This is a genomic window from Comamonas sp. MYb69 (assembly GCF_037479315.1).
Lineage (GTDB): Bacteria > Pseudomonadota > Gammaproteobacteria > Burkholderiales > Burkholderiaceae_C > Comamonas.
The window spans coordinates 417751-434539 of record NZ_JBBGZG010000001.1; the positions used below are offsets into that span (position 1 = coordinate 417751).

The 16789-nt window shown below is 66.2% G+C and carries 15 protein-coding genes; 10 read left to right on the forward strand and 5 right to left on the reverse strand.

Going from position 1 to position 16789, the window contains the following annotated elements; translation table 11 throughout:
• Positions 1–2 precede the first annotated feature (2 nt).
• The 3 genes from WH303_RS01820 to WH303_RS01830 all read left to right on the forward strand — a co-directional run bounded on the left by WH303_RS01820 (position 3) and on the right by WH303_RS01830 (position 3311).
• Positions 3–533: a metal-dependent hydrolase gene (locus WH303_RS01820; RefSeq protein ID WP_339516522.1), complete on the forward strand. Its 531-nt coding sequence runs from the start codon at positions 3–5 to the stop codon at positions 531–533.
• Positions 533–2665, forward strand: coding sequence for a glycine--tRNA ligase subunit beta (glyS, locus tag WH303_RS01825; protein ID WP_339516524.1), 2133 nt, complete (start codon positions 533–535; stop codon positions 2663–2665). The genes WH303_RS01820 and glyS overlap by 1 nt, the downstream gene beginning before the upstream one ends.
• Positions 2666–2750: 85 nt before the next feature.
• Positions 2751–3311, forward strand: a complete 561-nt coding sequence (locus WH303_RS01830; RefSeq protein WP_021028772.1) for a histidinol phosphate phosphatase — start codon at positions 2751–2753, stop codon at positions 3309–3311.
• 92 nt (positions 3312–3403) lie between these two features.
• On the opposite strand, the gene hemE is transcribed toward WH303_RS01830, so the two are convergent.
• Positions 3404–4519: a uroporphyrinogen decarboxylase gene (gene hemE / locus WH303_RS01835; protein ID WP_339516526.1), complete on the reverse strand. Its 1116-nt coding sequence runs from the start codon at positions 4517–4519 to the stop codon at positions 3404–3406.
• 102 nt (positions 4520–4621) lie between these two features.
• Entirely contained in the window at positions 4622–5146 is a 525-nt protein-coding gene (locus tag WH303_RS01840) for a MarR family winged helix-turn-helix transcriptional regulator (RefSeq protein ID WP_021028774.1), read from the reverse strand.
• 188 nt (positions 5147–5334) lie between these two features.
• Between WH303_RS01840 and WH303_RS01845 the strand changes: the two genes are divergently transcribed.
• Together WH303_RS01845 and WH303_RS01850 are read left to right on the forward strand one after the other, a co-directional pair.
• Positions 5335–6318 (forward strand): Bug family tripartite tricarboxylate transporter substrate binding protein, encoded by a 984-nt coding sequence (locus WH303_RS01845; protein WP_445228245.1) that lies wholly within the window; start codon positions 5335–5337, stop codon positions 6316–6318.
• Between the two features lie 78 nt (positions 6319–6396).
• A complete protein-coding gene (locus WH303_RS01850) occupies positions 6397–7734 on the forward strand; it encodes a sulfatase family protein (protein WP_339516528.1) in 1338 nt (445 codons plus the stop codon).
• Between the two features lie 7 nt (positions 7735–7741).
• Here the strand turns inward: WH303_RS01850 and WH303_RS01855 are convergent, their stop codons facing one another.
• Positions 7742–8302 carry a hypothetical protein gene (locus WH303_RS01855; RefSeq protein WP_339516530.1) on the reverse strand — a complete coding sequence of 187 codons (561 nt, stop codon included), beginning with the start codon at positions 8300–8302 and terminating at the stop codon, positions 7742–7744.
• Positions 8303–8646: 344 nt separating this feature from the next.
• Here WH303_RS01855 and WH303_RS01860 point away from each other — a divergent pair, with 344 nt between their 5' ends.
• The 5 genes from WH303_RS01860 (at position 8647) to WH303_RS01880 (ending at position 13369) form a co-directional block, all read left to right on the forward strand.
• Positions 8647–9120 (forward strand): rhodanese-like domain-containing protein, encoded by a 474-nt coding sequence (locus WH303_RS01860; RefSeq protein WP_021028778.1) that lies wholly within the window; start codon positions 8647–8649, stop codon positions 9118–9120.
• Positions 9121–9170: 50 nt separating this feature from the next.
• Complete coding sequence (epsC, locus tag WH303_RS01865) at positions 9171–10121, forward strand: serine O-acetyltransferase EpsC (RefSeq protein ID WP_339516534.1); 951 nt, start codon at positions 9171–9173, stop codon at positions 10119–10121.
• Positions 10118–10396 (forward strand): helix-turn-helix domain-containing protein, encoded by a 279-nt coding sequence (locus WH303_RS01870; RefSeq protein WP_021028780.1) that lies wholly within the window; start codon positions 10118–10120, stop codon positions 10394–10396. The genes epsC and WH303_RS01870 overlap by 4 nt, the downstream gene beginning before the upstream one ends.
• Before the next feature lie 61 nt (positions 10397–10457).
• Entirely contained in the window at positions 10458–11390 is a 933-nt protein-coding gene (locus tag WH303_RS01875) for a family 2A encapsulin nanocompartment shell protein (protein ID WP_021028781.1), read from the forward strand.
• A gap of 14 nt (positions 11391–11404) precedes the next feature.
• Positions 11405–13369, forward strand: coding sequence for a family 2A encapsulin nanocompartment cargo protein cysteine desulfurase (locus tag WH303_RS01880; RefSeq protein ID WP_339516536.1), 1965 nt, complete (start codon positions 11405–11407; stop codon positions 13367–13369).
• A gap of 86 nt (positions 13370–13455) precedes the next feature.
• On the opposite strand, the gene WH303_RS01885 is transcribed toward WH303_RS01880, so the two are convergent.
• The gene (locus WH303_RS01885; protein WP_339516537.1) at positions 13456–15708 is read right to left on the reverse strand and encodes a protein-disulfide reductase DsbD family protein; all 2253 of its coding nucleotides are present in this window, start codon (positions 15706–15708) and stop codon (positions 13456–13458) included.
• Positions 15709–15949: 241 nt separating this feature from the next.
• Positions 15950–16249, reverse strand: coding sequence for a hypothetical protein (locus tag WH303_RS01890; protein ID WP_021026665.1), 300 nt, complete (start codon positions 16247–16249; stop codon positions 15950–15952).
• Between the last annotated feature and the right edge of the window lie 540 nt (positions 16250–16789).

Below are 16789 nucleotides of genomic sequence, written 5' to 3' on the forward strand. Positions count from 1 at the left end.
CCATGCCCACGATCTTCACGCATGTCGCCGTACCGGTTGCCGCAGCGCTGGCGCTGGGCAGCCGCCGTGTGCCGCCCAGCATGCTGCTGGTGGGCGCGCTGGCCGCGATTGCGCCGGATTTCGATGGCATTCCCTACCAGTTCGGCAGCGCCGGCAGTGGCATCTGGGCCCACCGTGGCATCACCCACACGGCCTTGTTTGCACTGCTGATGGGCCTGCTGGGCCTGTGGCTGTCGCGCTGGTGGAAAGTGCCGCGCCTGGCCGGCTTTGCCTGGGTGTTTTTCTGCACCTTGTCGCACCCCTTGCTGGACATGATGACCAGCGGCGGCAGCGGCATTGCCCTGTTGTGGCCTTTGAGCTCCGAACGTTTTTTCAGCCCTTGGCGACCGATTGCCGTCTCGCCCATTGCTGCAGACCGCTTTTTCTCGCAGCGCGGTGTGCAGGTCCTGGTCAGTGAACTCTACAACGTATGGTTCCCGCTGCTGACCCTGGGCCTGTCCATCTTCGCGCTGCGCCATACCCGGAAATCCTGATGACTTCCTCTCCCAATCTTCTGGTTGAACTGTTTGTTGAAGAGCTGCCCCCCAAGGCGCTCAAAAAGCTGGGCGATGCCTTTGCCCAGGTGCTGCTGCAGCAATTGCGCGCGCAGGGCCTGGCCGGTGACGGCTCGCATCTGACGGCCTATGCCTCGCCGCGCCGCCTGGCCGCGCTGATCACCGACGTGCTGCCGCGCGCCGCTGACAAGCAGGTGTCGCAAAAGCTGATGCCCGTGGCAGTCGGCCTGTCGGCCGATGGCCAGCCCACGCCGGCCCTGCTCAAGAAGCTGGCCGCGCTGGGCGCGGATGCCTCGGTGGTGCCGCAACTCAAGCGTGCTCAGGATGGCAAGGCCGAAGCGCTGTTCTACGACAGCACGGCCGCTGGCGTCAGCCTGGCCGAAGGCCTGCAAAAGGCGCTGACCGAAAGCATCGCCAAGCTGCCTATCCCCAAGGTCATGACCTACCAGCTCGAAGGCAACTGCGAATTGCCCGGCTGGAGCAGCGTGCAGTTTGTGCGCCCGGCGCATGGCCTGGTGGCCTTGCACGGCACCGAGGTGCTGCTGTCGATCGAAGCGCTGGGTCTGAAGGCCGGCAACACCACACATGGCCACCGCTTTGAAGCGCTGGTCGATCCGCTGCTGATCACCGATGCCGACAGCTACGCCAAGATCCTGGCCGAGCAAGGCGCGGTGATTGCCAGCTTTGACGAGCGCAAGGCCGAGATCGTGCGCCAGCTGCAGGCGGCGGCCGAGCGCGTGGGCGGCGGCGTCAAGCCGATCGATGACGAAGCGCTGCTGGACGAAGTGACCGCCCTGGTCGAGCGCCCGCATGTGCTGGTCTGCGCGTTCGAGAAGGAATTCCTGGGTGTGCCGCAGGAGTGCCTGATCCTGACGATGAAGGCCAACCAGAAGTACTTCCCGCTGCTCGCTGCCGATGGCGCGCTGACCAACCAGTTCCTGGTGGTGAGCAATATCAGCCCGGCCGACGCATCGGCCGTGACCGGCGGCAACGAGCGCGTGGTGCGCCCGCGCCTGGCCGATGCCAAGTTTTTCTTTGACCAGGACCGCAAGAAGACGCTGGCCTCGCGCGTCGAAGCGCTGGACAAGGTGGTCTACCACAACAAGCTGGGCACCCAGGGTGAACGCGTGCAGCGCGTGCGCGCCATCGCCAAGAGCATTGCGCAGCAGCTGGGTGCCACCCAGCTGGGCAAGCAGGTGGACCAGGCCGCGCAGCTGGCCAAGACCGACCTGATCACCGACATGGTGGGCGAGTTCCCTGAACTGCAGGGCACGATGGGCCGCTACTACGCGCTCAACGACCAGCTCGATGCGGCAGTGGCCGACGCCATCGAAGACCACTACAAGCCGCGCTTTGCCGGCGATGTGCTGCCCCGGGGCGAGGTCGGCGTGATCGTTGCGCTGGCCGACAAGCTCGAAACCCTGGTCGGCATGTTCGGCATTGGCAACCTGCCCACCGGCGACCGCGACCCGTTTGCGCTGCGCCGCCACGCGCTGGGCGTCATCCGCATGCTGGTCGAAAAGGACCTGCCGCTGGACCTGGACACCTTGCTGGTCAGCACCTTGCCCGCCTTTGGCGACAAGATCGAAGACGCCAGCGCCGCGCTGGCCGACTTCATCTATGACCGCCTGGCCGGCAGCCTGCGTGAGCAAGGCTTTGGTGCCCAGGAAGTGGATGCCGTGCTGGCCTACCGCCCCCAGCGCCTGGCCGATGTGCAAAAGCGCCTGGAAGCGGTGCGTGCCTTTGCCGCGCTGCCCGAGGCACCGGCGCTGGCCGCTGCCAACAAGCGCGTGGGCAATATCCTGAAGAAGGCCGACGGCCCGGTCCGCGCCCGTGTGGACGAAGCGCTGCTGCAAGAGCAGGCCGAGAAGGACCTGTTTGCCGCGCTGCAGACCGTGGCACCCAAGGCCGATGCCCAGTTTGCTGAAGGCGATTACACCGCCAGCCTGCAGACCCTGGCTGCGCTGCGCACGCCCGTCGATGCCTTCTTCGAGCATGTGATGGTCAATGCCGAAGACCCGGCGCTCAAGGCCAACCGCCTGGGCCTGCTGGCGACCCTGCATGAGGCGATGAACCGTATCGCCGATCTGTCGCGCCTGGTCGCTGCCTGATAAGCTGGATGGGCGCGCCGCCATCGTGCATGGCTGCCGCCCGCCAGGGCCGCGTGCCGCAGCCTGTCTTCGGAGGGAGCCTGTGATGAAACTTGCGATTCTCGAGCGTGACGGTATTGTCGGCCAGCCGGTGCTGGGCCAGCTGACCGGTCACCAGGACTGGCAGACCATGCCCGATGCCGCTATCAGCATCGCCCGGCTGAACCTGTCTGGCTGGCATGTGGTGCTGGTGGCCAACCAGCCCGGTCTGGGCCGGGGCCTCTACGACTGCGCCGCACTCAATGACTACCACCGCCAGATGTACAAGGAGCTGGCCACCGTTGGCGCCAAGGTCGATGCGGTGTTCTTCTGCCCCCATCCGCCCGATGACCACTGCGACTGCCTGGACGCCCAGGCCGCGCTGCTGCGCCAGATTCTGGACCGCTTCAACATGGAAGCGGGCAAGGTCGCGGTGATTGCCCGCAGCGCCAGCCTGCTGCAGGCCGCTGCCAGTCTGGGCGCGCGCCTGCACTGGGTCTCCGTGCCCGGTGGGCCGGATGCCGAAGCGGCGCTGTGCCCCTCCGAAGAGGCGCAGCAACATGCCAGCATGGTCCAGTGCACCGAGCACCTGCTGCAGACCATTGCGAACCGGCCGCCGCAGGGCTGAGAAGCGACGCTCTCTGCCCCATCAACAAAGCCCTGCCATTTAAAACGGCAGGGCTTTTGCATGGGCGATATAGCAGCGCTCAGCCGCCGCCATCAAGCACGCATCGCACGCGACTGGCTGTGCACCGCTTCGACCAGCGCGGCCACATGCTCGGGCGGCGTGAACTGGCTGATGCCATGGCCCAGGTTGAAGATATGCGTGGGGCCGGGGCGGCTGGTGTCGGTATGGGGTGTGCCAAAGCTCTCGAGCACATGGCGCACCTGCTCGGCAATGCGCTCGGGCGGTGCAAACAGCACATTGGGGTCGATATTGCCTTGCAGCGCCTTGCCCGGGCCACCGGCTTCGCCGCCGACAATGGCACGGGCCTTGCCGAGGTGGGCGGTCCAATCGAGGCCCAGCACCTCGCAGTCCAGATCGCGCATCTCGGGCAGCCAGATGCCGCCGCCCTTGGTGAACACAATGCGGGGCACATCGCTGCCATCGGCGCCGTGGCGCTTGAGCTGGCCCAGCACGCGCCTGGTGTAGGCCAGGCTGAACTGCTGGAACGCGCCATCGGCCAGCACGCCGCCCCAGCTGTCAAAAATCATCACCGCCTGCGCGCCGGCATCGATCTGGGCGTTGAGGTAGGCGGCCACGCTGTCGGCATTCACCTCCAGGATGCGGTGCATCAGATCGGGGCGGCTGTACATCAGCGACTTGACCTGGCGGTAGTCATCGCTGCCCTTGCCTTCGACCATGTAGCAGGCGAGGGTCCAGGGGCTGCCGGAGAAACCGATCAGCGGCACCCGGCCATCCAGCGCACGGCGGATGCTGGTCACCGCATCGAACACATAGCGCAGCTTGTCCATATCCGGCACGGCCAGCGCCTGCACGGCGGCCTCGTCGCGCACCACCTGGGCAAAACGCGGGCCTTCGCCTTCGGCAAACGACAGGCCCAGGCCCATCGCATCGGGCACCGTCAGGATGTCGCTGAAGAGAATGGCGGCATCGAGCGCAAAGCGCTCGAGCGGCTGCAAGGTCACCTCGGTGGCGTAGTCCACATTCGTGGCCAGCCCCATGAAGCTGCCAGCGCGTGCGCGGGTGGCCTTGTACTCGGGCAGGTAGCGGCCGGCCTGGCGCATCAGCCACAGCGGGGTGTAGTCGGTGGCCTGGCGGCGGCAGGCGCGCAAGAAGGTGTCGTTGCTCAGCGGTGCAAATGTCGTGCTCATGGGCAAGGATTGTCGCGCAGTTGCCGATGCCTGGGCAGCGATGCCGGTTTGCCCGGGTAGGGTATGGATCAAAGTTCGCGCAGATTGCGCCTCTGCAGCGGCTCAGCCCAGGTGGTTCTGGCGGTGGCCGGATTGGCGCGGCGGAAAGGCGGCATCGCTGGCCCCGTCCTGCGCGGCCCGGTTGGCCTGCTGCTGCAGGCTGTGCAGGCTCTGGTCCAGCTGCTGCAGCGCATCGGCGTCGAGCGCGGCCACCAGGTCGGTGTTGATGCGCCGCACCTGGGGCAGCAGCGCATCATGCAGGCGCTGGCCGGCAGGGCTCAGCTGCAGCGCGGCGCGGCGCCGGTTGCCTGTCTCGGTGGATTTGTGCAGCAGGCCCTTGGCCTGCATCGAGGCAATCGCGCGTGAGATGCGGGCCCGGTCGAGTTCGAGCAGATCGGCCAGTTGCGAGGGCTGCAGACCGGGCTGGCGCGCCAGCCACATCAGCACGCCCCATTCGCGCCGGGTGATGCCGTAGTGGCGCTCGCACAGCCGCGTGACCAGCCGGCCCGCCGACGCGGTGAGCTTGGCCAGGCGGTAGAGCAGCAGGTCGCTGGGCTGCTGCGGATCGGCAAGAGGGCTGGGCGGCACTGCGGGTAAATCCGGGCGATGGTTGATTAGAACAATTGTGCCCTTGTTTTCTACAGTGCAGGCATGCTGCGCTGGCGCTTGTGCGGAGGCTGAAAAAGCTTATGCCTTTAGGCTAGATCAAACGCGGCACCATAGAGGGCATCGGCCGCCCATGCGGCCCCTGTTCATAAGCATCGGAGACTCTCCCCATGGTTCAACGTCGTCATTTTCTCGGCCAGTCCGCAGCCATGGCTGCCTCGGTGCTGGCCACCACCTCGTCGCTGTGGGCCTTGCCCGCGCAGGCCCAGGACGGCGTGCTGCGCATCATCGTCGGCTACCCGCCCGGCGGCGCGACCGACCGTGTCGCGCGCATCGTGGCCGACAAGCTGCAGGCCAGCCTGGGCAGTACGGTGATCGTGGACAACAAGGTGGGCGCTGGCGGCCGCGTGGCCGCGCAGTTTGTGAAGAACGCGCCCGCCAACCAGCCGGTGCTGATGCTGGCCAACCCCGCCGTCATGGTGGTGGCGCCGCTGGTGGTGAACAACCTGGGCTACGACGCCGAGCAGGACTTTGTGCCGGTCAGCGAAGTCAACCGCTATGTGTTTGGCGTCGCAGTGTCCAGCGCCGTGCCGGTCAAGGAAATGCAGCACCTGCTCGCCTGGCTCAAGGCCAACCCGGCCAAGGCCAATATCGGCGTGCCTGCCACTGGCAGCCTGCCGCACTTCTTTGCGCTGATGCTCGGCCAGCAAGCCGGCGTCGAAGCCGAAGCGGTGGGCTACAAGGGCTCGGCCCCGCTGCTCACCGATCTGATGGGCGGCCAGGTGCCGGTTGCCGTTGATACGCTCGACACGCTGGTGCAGCAGCACCAGGCGGGCAAGCTGCGCCTGCTGGCCGTCAGTGGCGATGCCCGCAACGCGGCCGTGCCCGATGTGCCGACCCTGAAGGAGGCCGGTGTGAACCTGTCTGCCGCCGGCTGGAACACCTTCTTTGCGCCCAAGTCCATGCCTGCCGCCCAGGTGCAGCGCTATGCCGCGGCCATCCAGAAGCTGATGCAAGACCCGGACGTGTACAAGCAGTTTGCGACCAACTACCTGGACCCGGTGGCCAGCAGCGCCGAGCAGACCGCCAAGACACTGCAGGCCTACAAAAAGCAGTGGGCGCCGGTGATCCAGGCCTCGGGCTACAAGCCCTGATCTGCTGCCCTTTGAGATACCAGACGCAGGCCGCGCACCGACCGGGTGCCGGCCTGCCATGACTGTGAGCGAGACCCCGTGTTGAAACGACCGAACATCATCTTTATCGTGGCCGATGACCTGGGCTACGCCGATCTGGGCTGCTATGGCGGCCGCCATGCCAGCTTTGGCGCCGTGTCGCCGCACATCGATGCGCTGGCCGCCGGGGGCCTCAAGCTCACGCAGGGCTATTCCAACTCGCCGGTCTGCTCGCCCACACGCTTTGCGCTGATGACGGCGCGCTACCAGTACCGCCTGCGCGGCGCGGCTGAAGAGCCGATCCGCACCGCCACGCGCGGCAACCCGGACCTGGGCCTGCCGCCCAGCCACCCCACTTTGCCATCGCTGCTGCGAGAAGCAGGCTACCGCACCGCCTTGATGGGCAAGTGGCACCTGGGCTACCCGCCGCATTTCAGCCCGCTCCAATCCGGCTACGAGGAGTTCTTCGGGCCCATGTCGGGCGGGGTGGATTACTTCAGCCACTGTGGTGCCAACGGCCAGCATGACCTCTGGTTTGGCGAGGCCGAGCGTGCGCAGCCCGGCTACCTGACTGACCTGATCAGCGACTATGCGGTGGACTATATCGACCGCATGGCAGCTGGCGCGCAGCAGGAGACGCCTTTCTTTTTGAGCGTGCACTACACCGCGCCGCACTGGCCCTGGGAAACCCGGGACGACGAGGCGCTGTCGCGCGAGCTGGCCGAGAACAAGCAGGCCATCTACCACCTGCATGGCGGCAATGTCGAGAGCTACCAGCGCATGATCCACCACATGGACGAAGGCATTGGCCGCCTGGTGGAGCGCCTCAAGGCGCATGGGCTGGCAGACGACACCCTGATCGTGTTCACCAGCGACAACGGCGGCGAGCGCTTCTCGGACAACTGGCCGCTGGTGGGCGGCAAGATGGACCTGACCGAGGGCGGCATCCGCGTGCCCTGGGTGGCCCATTGGCCACGCGTCATCGCCCCTGCGGGCGAGAGCCGCCAGACCTGCATGACCATGGACTGGAGCGCCACCATGCTGGAGATTGGCGGGGCGCAGGCCGCTGCCGACTACCCTTGGGACGGACAATCGCTGCTGCCGCTGTTGCAGGACCCGGGTTGGCACCAGGATCAGCCGCTGTTCTGGCGCATGAACCACCGGGGCCAGCGCGCGATGCGCGATGGCGACTGGAAATACCTGCGGGTCGACGGCGTGGACTATTTGTTCAACCTGCGCGCCGATGAGCGCGAGCGCGCCAACCTGGCGACCGTGTTACCGGAGCGCCTGCAGGCTATGGTGGCCGCCTGGGAGGCTTGGAATGCCAGCATGCCGCCGATCCCGGGGGATGCGACGGTGAGCCTGTGCTACACCGACCGCGACATGCCCCAGCGTTGAGCGTTTTTTACTGGGCGGCCGTTTGCTGCCCAGAGTCTTCTTCATCGTCCTCAGGAATCGCGGCCACGCTGATGCCGCCGAGCAAGGCCATCACAAGTGCAAACAGGTAGACCGCGTTGCTGATGCCCAGGCTCAGGCTGTAGCCCCAGGCGATGACCGAGCACCAGATGCTGTCCTTGTACTGCGCAGCGCAACCCGATTGGGCGGGCATGTGTACATACCAGATGACGGCCACGGCGGCAAAGGCCAGCGCGACGACGACCCCCAGCGCATTGCGGTGGTAGCGCAGCATCGCGATCAAGGACAGCGGCACCAGTGCCCCCCAGACAAACATCATCAGCCAGCTGGCCATGGGCGCCTGGGCGAGCCAGCCAGACAGCGCAGGCCAGTGCAGCTGGGTCTGGATCAGCTGCAGCCCGTCGCGCACCAGCGGCAGGGCCAGTGCAGCGATGGCCACGCACAGCAGCACAAGGCCCAGGCAGACCCGTTTGGCGCTGACATGGCGCCGGTGGGGGCTCCCGGCCTGGGCGGGCGAATGCAGATCATGGGAATGGGTAATGACAGCCATCTTTGTCTCCTGTAGGAGGCTGTCATTGCCGGTTGCCAGCACAGTGCAGGGTGCCAACAGCGGGCATTGCAGCCCTGTTTTGAGGAAGGACCGCAGCGCTTGGCCTGTTGCACTGCGACCGCAGAACTGCGCAGCGGGCCGGGGCTGAAGGGCTGCAGTCCACTGCGAGGCTCTGATTTCAATATAGCCTTATTCAGTGAATAGATCTATAGGCGCAGGCCGCAGGTGGCTGGCCTCGTATATGTGAAAAACGCATGTACAAGCGCATTTTTATTCCTGTTCCAACGGCGTCCAGAGGCCTAAATTGGTGGCTATCCCCATCCATTTGACCTTAGAGGCGTTTTATGACGACAACCGATATCAGCCTGCCCGATGTGCTGGAGGCAGCCTGGAAAACGGCGAACGAGCAGTCCCTGGGCTATGCCGGCAGCGTGCCGCCGGTGGCGGCCTGGCAACTGGTGCAGCAGCAGCTGGCGGTGCTGGTCGATGTGCGCTCGGCCGAGGAGCGCCATTTTGTCGGCCATGTGCCCGGCAGCATCCATGTCCCCTGGGCGACGGGCACGGCGCTGACCCGCAACCCGCGCTTTGTGCGCGAGCTCGAAGCGCGCCTGGCCGCCCACGGCGGCAAGGACGCCGTGGCGCTGCTGCTGTGCCGCAGCGGCAAACGCTCGGTGCTGGCCGCCCAGGCCGCCGAAGCGGCGGGCTTTCGCCATGTCTTCAACGTGCAAGAGGGCTTTGAAGGCGAGCTGGATGCGCTGCAGCAGCGCGGCCACGGCGATGGCTGGCGCTTCCACCAGCTGCCCTGGGTGCAGGACTGAAGCCCTGACCCTCTCCATGAGCGCGCGTTGATCCCCTACGAAAGCACCCCATGACCACCCCTTTCCCCATCCAAGAAGTGGCCGCACAGTTGGCCGAGCAGCGCCGCCAGTGGCGCGAGTCCCACCAGCGCAGCCAGGAGCCCGGCGGGCGCGAGTTTCCCTCGCGCGATGCGCTGGCACAGAACCTGGGTCTGCTCAAAGGCGTGCTGTTCCCGATGCGGCTGGGCCCGCACGATTTGCTGCAGGAGAGCGAGGACTTTTATGTCGCCCATACGCTCGATGCCGCCTTGCACCGGCTGCAGACCCAGATTGCGCTGGAGCTGCGCTACACCCAGCGCAGCCCGGCGGGCACCGAGGAGCAGGCCCAGGCCTTGACGCGCCAGTTTGCGCTCGCCTTGCCCGGCATTCGCCGCCTGCTCGACAGCGATGTGCAGGCCGCCTACGAGGGCGACCCGGCTGCCCGCACCGTTGACGAGGTGCTGCTGTGCTACCCCGGCGTGCTGGCGCTGATCCACCACCGCATTGCGCACCAGCTCTATGCGCTGCAGCTGCCGCTGCTCGCCCGCATCGTGGCCGAGCTCGCGCACAGCGAGACGGGTATCGACATCCATCCCGGCGCGCAGATTGGCGAGGGCTTTTTCATCGACCACGGCACCGGCGTGGTGGTGGGTGAGACGGCGGTGATCGGCCGCAAGGTGCGCATCTACCAGGCCGTCACCCTGGGCGCCAAGCGCTTTGTGCAGACCGAACAAGGCCATCTGCAAAAGGGCCAGCCGCGCCACCCGATCGTCGAAGACGGCGTGGTGATCTATGCGGGTGCGACCATTCTGGGCCGCGTCACCTTGGGCGCTGGCGCCGTCATTGGCGGCAATGTCTGGCTGACCCAGAGCGTGGCCGCCGGCGCCCATGTGACCCAGGCCTCGCTGCAGGCCGCTGCACAGAACTCTGCGCAGCGCTCCCGGAGCGAGACCGTCTTGCCCGCCGAGGAGGCTGCGCTATGAATGATTTCTCCCACCATTTCGGCCTGGCTGTGCGCCGCTCGCGCGAGGCCATGGGCTGGTCGCAGGAGCAGCTGGCCGCGCAGGCCGATCTGAACCGCTCCTATGTTGGCGAGGTCGAGCGGGGACAGGTCGCAGTGTCGCTGGCCACCATCGGCAAGCTGGCCCAGGCGCTGCAGGTGCCGCAGTCCACCTTGGTGCTGCGCGGCGAGGAGCTGCACCAGCACTACCTGGTGCGGGCCCAGCATATGCGGCGCTTGGCGGCGATAGCCGGTTGAGGCGCCAGCGCCCGCCAGCGATGATTTTCCTGTTCATTCACACGCGCAACCGGAGAGAAATATGACAGCGAATGTAGGCGGTACGACCGCATTGGGCGACAGTGCTGCACGGCAGTTAGCCAACGCCACCAAGACCGTTCCCCAGCTTTCCACGATCAGCCCGCGCTGGCTGACCCATCTGCTGCAGTGGGTGCCGGTCGAGGCGGGTATTTATCGCCTCAACCAGGTCAAGAACCCCGAGGACATCCGGGTGGCCTGCACCGCCAAGACCCATGAGAACCAGCTGCCGCGCACCTTTGTCGAGTACGACGCGCAGCCGCGCGAGTTCTTCCTCAACGCCGTCAGCACCGTGCTGGATGTGCACACCCGCGTCTCCGACCTCTACAGCAGCCCGCATGACCAGATCAAGGAGCAGCTGCGCCTGACCATCGAGACCATCAAGGAGAACCAGGAAAGCGAGCTGATCAACAACCCCGACTACGGCCTGCTGGCCCAGGTGGCGGAAGACCAGCGCATCTTCCCACTGACGGGCGCGCCCACGCCCGATGACCTCGACGAGCTGCTGACCAAGGTCTGGAAGGAGCCGGCGTTTTTCCTGGCCCACCCGCTCACCATTGCCGCCTTTGGCCGCGAGGCCACGCGCCGGGGCACGCCACCGCCCACCGTCAGCCTGTTTGGCTCGCAGTTCATCACCTGGCGTGGTGTGCCGCTGATCCCCTCGGACAAGGTGCCGGTGGCCGATGGCAAATCCAAGATCCTGCTGCTGCGCGTGGGTGACAAGCGCCAGGGCGTCGTCGGCCTGTTCCAGCCCGGCCTGCCTGGCGAGCAGGGCCCGGGCCTGTCGGTGCGCTTCATGGGCATCAACAACCATGCGATTGCCTCGTACCTGATCTCGCTGTACTGCTCGCTGGCGGTGCACACGCCCGATGCATTGGCTGTGCTCGATGACGTGGAGATCAACAAGTACCACGACTACCCTGATACCTACAAGTGAGCAAAGGAGCCGCCATGGTTTCCGCCGTATCCGGCCTGCCCGAGCCATCGGGCGCGCCCATCTCCACCGAGCTGCTGGCGCAGCTGGCCACCGCGCTGTTTGCCGAGCGGCCTGGCGCGCCCGGCTTGCCGCCCGGTGTGCAGGCGCCGGTGAACATCGCGCCGCCGGGCTCGCCGCTGGCCAGCCCGGCAGGCCTGGGCCCCAGCGTGCCCGGCACCCCCATCCCTGCGGGCGTGCTGCCGGGCAGCAATCTGTTGCCGGCATCGCCTACACCAGCGTTGTCGCTGGCCCACCGCGCCCCTGCCTTGCTGCCCCATGCCGCAGCCGGCAATGGGGTGCCCGATACGCTGCACAGCACGCTGCCCGCCTACGAGCCGCGCCTGGGCGGCCTGGTGCAAGGGGTTGCGCCTGTCAGCTCAGCGCCGGCCGCTGCGCCGGCTGCGGGCAGTGGGTATTACTTTCTGGATGCGCCGGCGGCCGCCACTGCCAGCGATGCACCATTGCAGGCGCTGGCCGACCAGGCCCGCCGTGCCGCGCCGGACCCGCATCTGGACGGCATCGATCTGCGCGGGCCTCGCGCTGCCGATCTGCCGCCGCTGGGCCAGCAGGGGCAGCCCGCGAACCAGCCCCCAGGGCCAGGCGCTGCGCCGCAGTACTACTTTGTGCATGCCGTGCAGCTGCCCAATGGCTTTGTCACGCCAGCCAAAGCGCATCCGCATGCCGATGCGGCGCCTGTGGCTGCGCAGCAGGACCGCCATCCCGGTTTTGATGTCCAGGCAGTGCGGCGCGATTTTCCGATCCTGTCCGAGCGCATCAACGGCAAGCCGCTGGTCTGGCTGGACAATGCGGCCACCACGCACAAGCCGCGCCAGGTGATCGAGCGCATCAGCCATTTCTATGCGCATGAGAACTCGAACATCCACCGTGCAGCCCACACCTTGGCCGCGCGTGCGACCGATGCCTATGAGCATGCGCGTGAGGTGGTGCGGCGCTTCATCAACGCCCCCGAGGCGCGCGAGGTGGTCTTTGTGCGCGGCACCACCGAGGCTATCAACCTGGTGGCCAAGGCCTGGGGCGGGGCCAATGTGGGCGAAGGCGATGAGATCATCATCAGCCACCTGGAGCACCATGCCAACATCGTCCCCTGGCAGCAGCTGGCGGCAGCCAAGGGCGCCCGGCTGCGGGTGATTCCGGTCGACGACCAGGGCCAGATCCGGCTCGATGAGTACCAGAAGCTGATCAACGACCGCACCAAGATCGTCGCCATCGGCCATGTCTCCAACGTGCTGGGCACGGTGGTGCCCGTCAAGCAGGTGGTGGAGATCGCCAAGCGCCGGGGCATCACGACCTTGATTGATGGCGCGCAGTCGATTGCGCACACCCCTGTCGATGTGCAGGAGCTGGGCGCGGACTTCTTTGTCTTCTCGGGCCACAAGATCTTTGCACCCACCGGCATTGGCGTGCTCTGGGGGCGCAGCGAGGTGCTGGAGGCCATGCCGCCCTGGCAGGGCGGCGGCAACATGATTGCCGATGTGACGTTTGAGAAAACCGTGTACCAGCCCTTGCCCAATACCTTTGAGGCAGGCACCGGCAATATTGCCGATGCGGTGGGTCTGGGCGCGGCGCTGGAGTATGTGGAGCGCATCGGCATTGCGCAGATCAGCCGCTACGAGCATGCACTGGTGGACTATGGCATGGCGCAGCTGGCCGGCATCCCGGGGCTGCGCCTGATCGGCACCGTGCCCGGCAAGGCCAGCGTACTGGCCTTTACCTTGGAGGGCTACAGCACCGACGAGGTGGGCCAGGCGCTCAATGCCGAAGGCATCGCCGTGCGCACCGGCCACCATTGCGCGCAGCCCATCCTGCGCCGCTTCGGGGTCGAGACCGCCGTGCGGCCCTCGCTGGCCTTCTACAACACCTTTGACGAGGTGGACCAGCTGGTGCGCGAGGTGCGCAAGCTGGCGGCGCAGCGGCGCTGAGCGGCGGGTTTTTCAGCGTTGCAGAAACGAAAAGCGCCGGGCACAACCGGCGCTTTTCTCATGGGGAGTAAGCCTTGAGCAGCTGCTTAGAGCTGTGTCACCGCGTCCACCACTTCCTTGACGCTCAGCACTTCGGACAGGATCTGTGGCGCCTTGCCCGGTGCATACAGCACATAGACCGGCACGCCGCTGCGGCCCAGTTGGTTCAGTGCCTGGGTGATCGCAGGGTCCTGGCGCGTCCAGTCGGCGCGCAGCAGGTTCACCTGTTTGCCTTCGAAGGCGGCGAGCACCTGGCTGTCGCTCAGGGTGGTGCGCTTGTTGTACTGGCAGGTGACGCACCAGGCGGCGGTGAAATCGACAAACACCGGCTTGCCATTTGCATTGAGCTCGCCGACCTTTTGCGCCGACCAGGGCTGCCACAGCGCGCCGCTGGCCTGCTGGCCGGGTGCGGGGGCGGGCGTGGTCAGGTTGTGGCCCATGGCGGTGGCCAGGTAGAGGCCACCGGCCAGTGACAGCACCGCAAAGCCCCAGCGTGCGCGGCCTTGCAGGCCCAGCGCCCAGACGAGCGCGGCCAGCAGCACCAGCAAGGCCAGCAGCGTAGCCGCGCCATCGATGCCGCTTTGCTGGCCCAGCACCCAGACCAGCCAGACCACGGTGGCAAACATCGGAAAGGCCATCGCGCGGCGGAAGGTGTCCATCCAGGCGCCCGGGCGCGGCAGCCAGCGCACCACGGCAGGGATCCCGCTGGCCAGCAGATAGGGTGCGGCCATGCCCAGGCCCAGTGCGGCAAACACCAGCAAGGCCTCGGCAGCGGGCAGGCTGACGGCCAGGCCCATCGATGCGCCCATGAACGGGGCCGTGCAGGGCGAGGCAATGGCCACGGCCAGCACACCGCTCAGGAAGGCATTGGTGATCGGGCTCTTGGCCTGCTTGCCCGCCAGGCTGCTGGGTACAAAGCTGCCAAATTCGAACATGCCCGCCAGGTTGAGGCCAATGACGGTAAAGAGCGCTGCCAGTGCGGCAATGACCAGCGGCGACTGCAGCTGAAAGCCCCAGCCCAGCTGCTGGCCGGCCGAGCGCAGCGTCAGCAGCAGCGCGCCCAGCGCCAGAAAGGACAGCACCACGCCGGCCGTATAGGCCAGGCCGGCATGGCGCTGCTCGCGCAGCTGGCTGCCGTGCGCGGTAAAGCCCAGCACCTTGAGCGCGAGGATCGGGAACACGCAGGGCATCAGGTTCAGGATCAGGCCACCGACCAGCGCGCCGAGCACGGCCAGCCACAGGCTGCCCGAAGAGGCTGGCGCGGCGGGGGCGGCCGCCTGGGCATTTTTGGCCAGCGCAGCGGCCAGCTCGGGTGAGACCTGGGCCACGGCAGCGGCCTGCCATTGGCCACTGAGGGGCGCCACGGTGCGCCAGCCGATGGCGCCATCGACGGCGCGGTGCTGGTCGGTGGTCAGCACCAGCGGAATGTCTTGCGGTGTCTGGCCCCGGTTGGCCGACAGCGGCACCACGGCCGTCCAGTCCGCGCCCTGCCATTGCTGGTGGAAGTCCTGGCCGTCCTGCATCGCATGGTGCAAGGTGTCGGGGCTCTCGCTGAGTACCTGCAGGCTCTGGCCCTGCAGTGCAGCGGGCAGGCCGGAGACGCGCAGCTGCAGCGTCTCGCCATCGACCGTTGCCTGGCTGCTGCCTTGCAGTGCGACTGGCGCCTGGGCATGGGCTTTGGCAAAGCTGTCCGCCAGCAGCGCGGTGCTGCTCTTGGTCGGGATGGTCAGGCTGAACTGGCCTTCTTCGGGAATGCACTCGACGCGGCAGATCAGCCAGTTGGCGTGCAGGCGCACGGTCACATCGCGCGCATCGGCCGAGAAATGACTGGGGATCTGCACGGTGACGGGCAGCAGCACCTGGCCTTCATAGCCGTAGTTGACGAGGGTGCCGACCCGAATCGGGTGGGGCGTGGGCCAGGCGATCTCGCCGGCATCCCAGCCGGGTGGCAACTGCCACTGCAGCTGGGTGGGCAGGCCCGAGTCGCCGGGGTTGGTCCAGTAGGTATGCCAGTCGGGCTGGTGGTCCAGCAGCAGGCCCAGTTCAATGCTTTTGCCCGGCTCGATGCCCTGCGGCGCCAGTGCCACCAGCTCGGCGCGCACACGCGGCGTGGTCACCACATTGCTGGAGGCGGGACTGGAGGAGGCGCTGGAGGCCGTGTCCATCACAGGGGCGCTGGCGCCGCTGCCGATCTGGAGCTTGATCTGGGCCTGGGCATGCAGCGCAGTGCCGCTCAGCACCAGGGCCAGCAGAGTAAAAAAAAGCGCTCCTATCGAGCGGCGCAGGAAAGCATGGGGCATATCGCGTGGTACCTGTATGTCTGGCGGTGAGAGGACAGATACGTGGAGAGGTTCCCGCATCATAGAACCTGCGCCGCATCCCTGCTGGCGGTGGCCAGCCACTCCGCAGAGGAAAGCGATCTGCGCACAGATGCAAAAAAGGCCACTGCATCGCAGTGGCCTGTTCCCAAGGGGCGGGGAGTGTGTGCGCCGTCCCGTGGATGCCATGCCGGCTTCGTGGTTGCCGGCAGGGGGGGAAAGCTTATTCGCCTTCCAGGATCGAGCCGTTGGCCAGCGCTTGGTGGGCAGCCTGGGTCACTTCGGCGCGGCTCAGTTGGCCCTTGCCCAGTTCGTAGGCGTTCAGGGTCGACTGGTTGCCTTGGGCAATCATCGTGTTGGTCTTGCGGGCTTCAGCCAGCTGGGCTTGCACATCGGCGCGGCTCACGGCGCTGGTGGCAGCCGCTTGGGGGGTGATGGCCTGGTCGCCTTCAAAAGGATTGGCTTGGGCAACGGAAGCACCCAGGGCCAGGGTTGCGGCGATAGCGAAAATACGTGCGTTCATTTTTCTTTCCTTTGGAATTGCGTTCGGCCTGGTGGTCGACTCGCGTCGTTTTTTGCGGTGTCTGCCAGCTGACTTGCTGGCGATACCGCTTTTGTTTAACGATGGAATGAAGTTTATATTGGTACCTATCTTCGATAAATAGCTAAAAATCAAACTGATTGTTCCGAAATCAATGTGAATTAGCTTGGAACTTTTACAAATATGTGACAGCTAACCCTGGTGTTAACCCTAGATTAGGGTATTTACCGGTGGTATAAATTGGCTATGTTTGTTTGAGATAAAGTAGAAAAAAACTATTGCAAGAATCTACCAAGAGCGCCTTGGGCATGAGCGGCCAGGTGGGCGCCACCCAGGGGGCGGTGATGCCCTGCTGTGCTTATGCGTTAGCTCCGTTGCAGTGCTGATATCGGCACCGATCGCCCGCCCGTCAGGCCGCCAGTTGCTGGCGCCGTGGCAAGGCCCGCGCAGGCCCTGGCCAAGACGCCTGGGAGACAGACGGCAGCCCCTGCCGGGCGGCAGCCCGCCCACGCTGTGCAACCA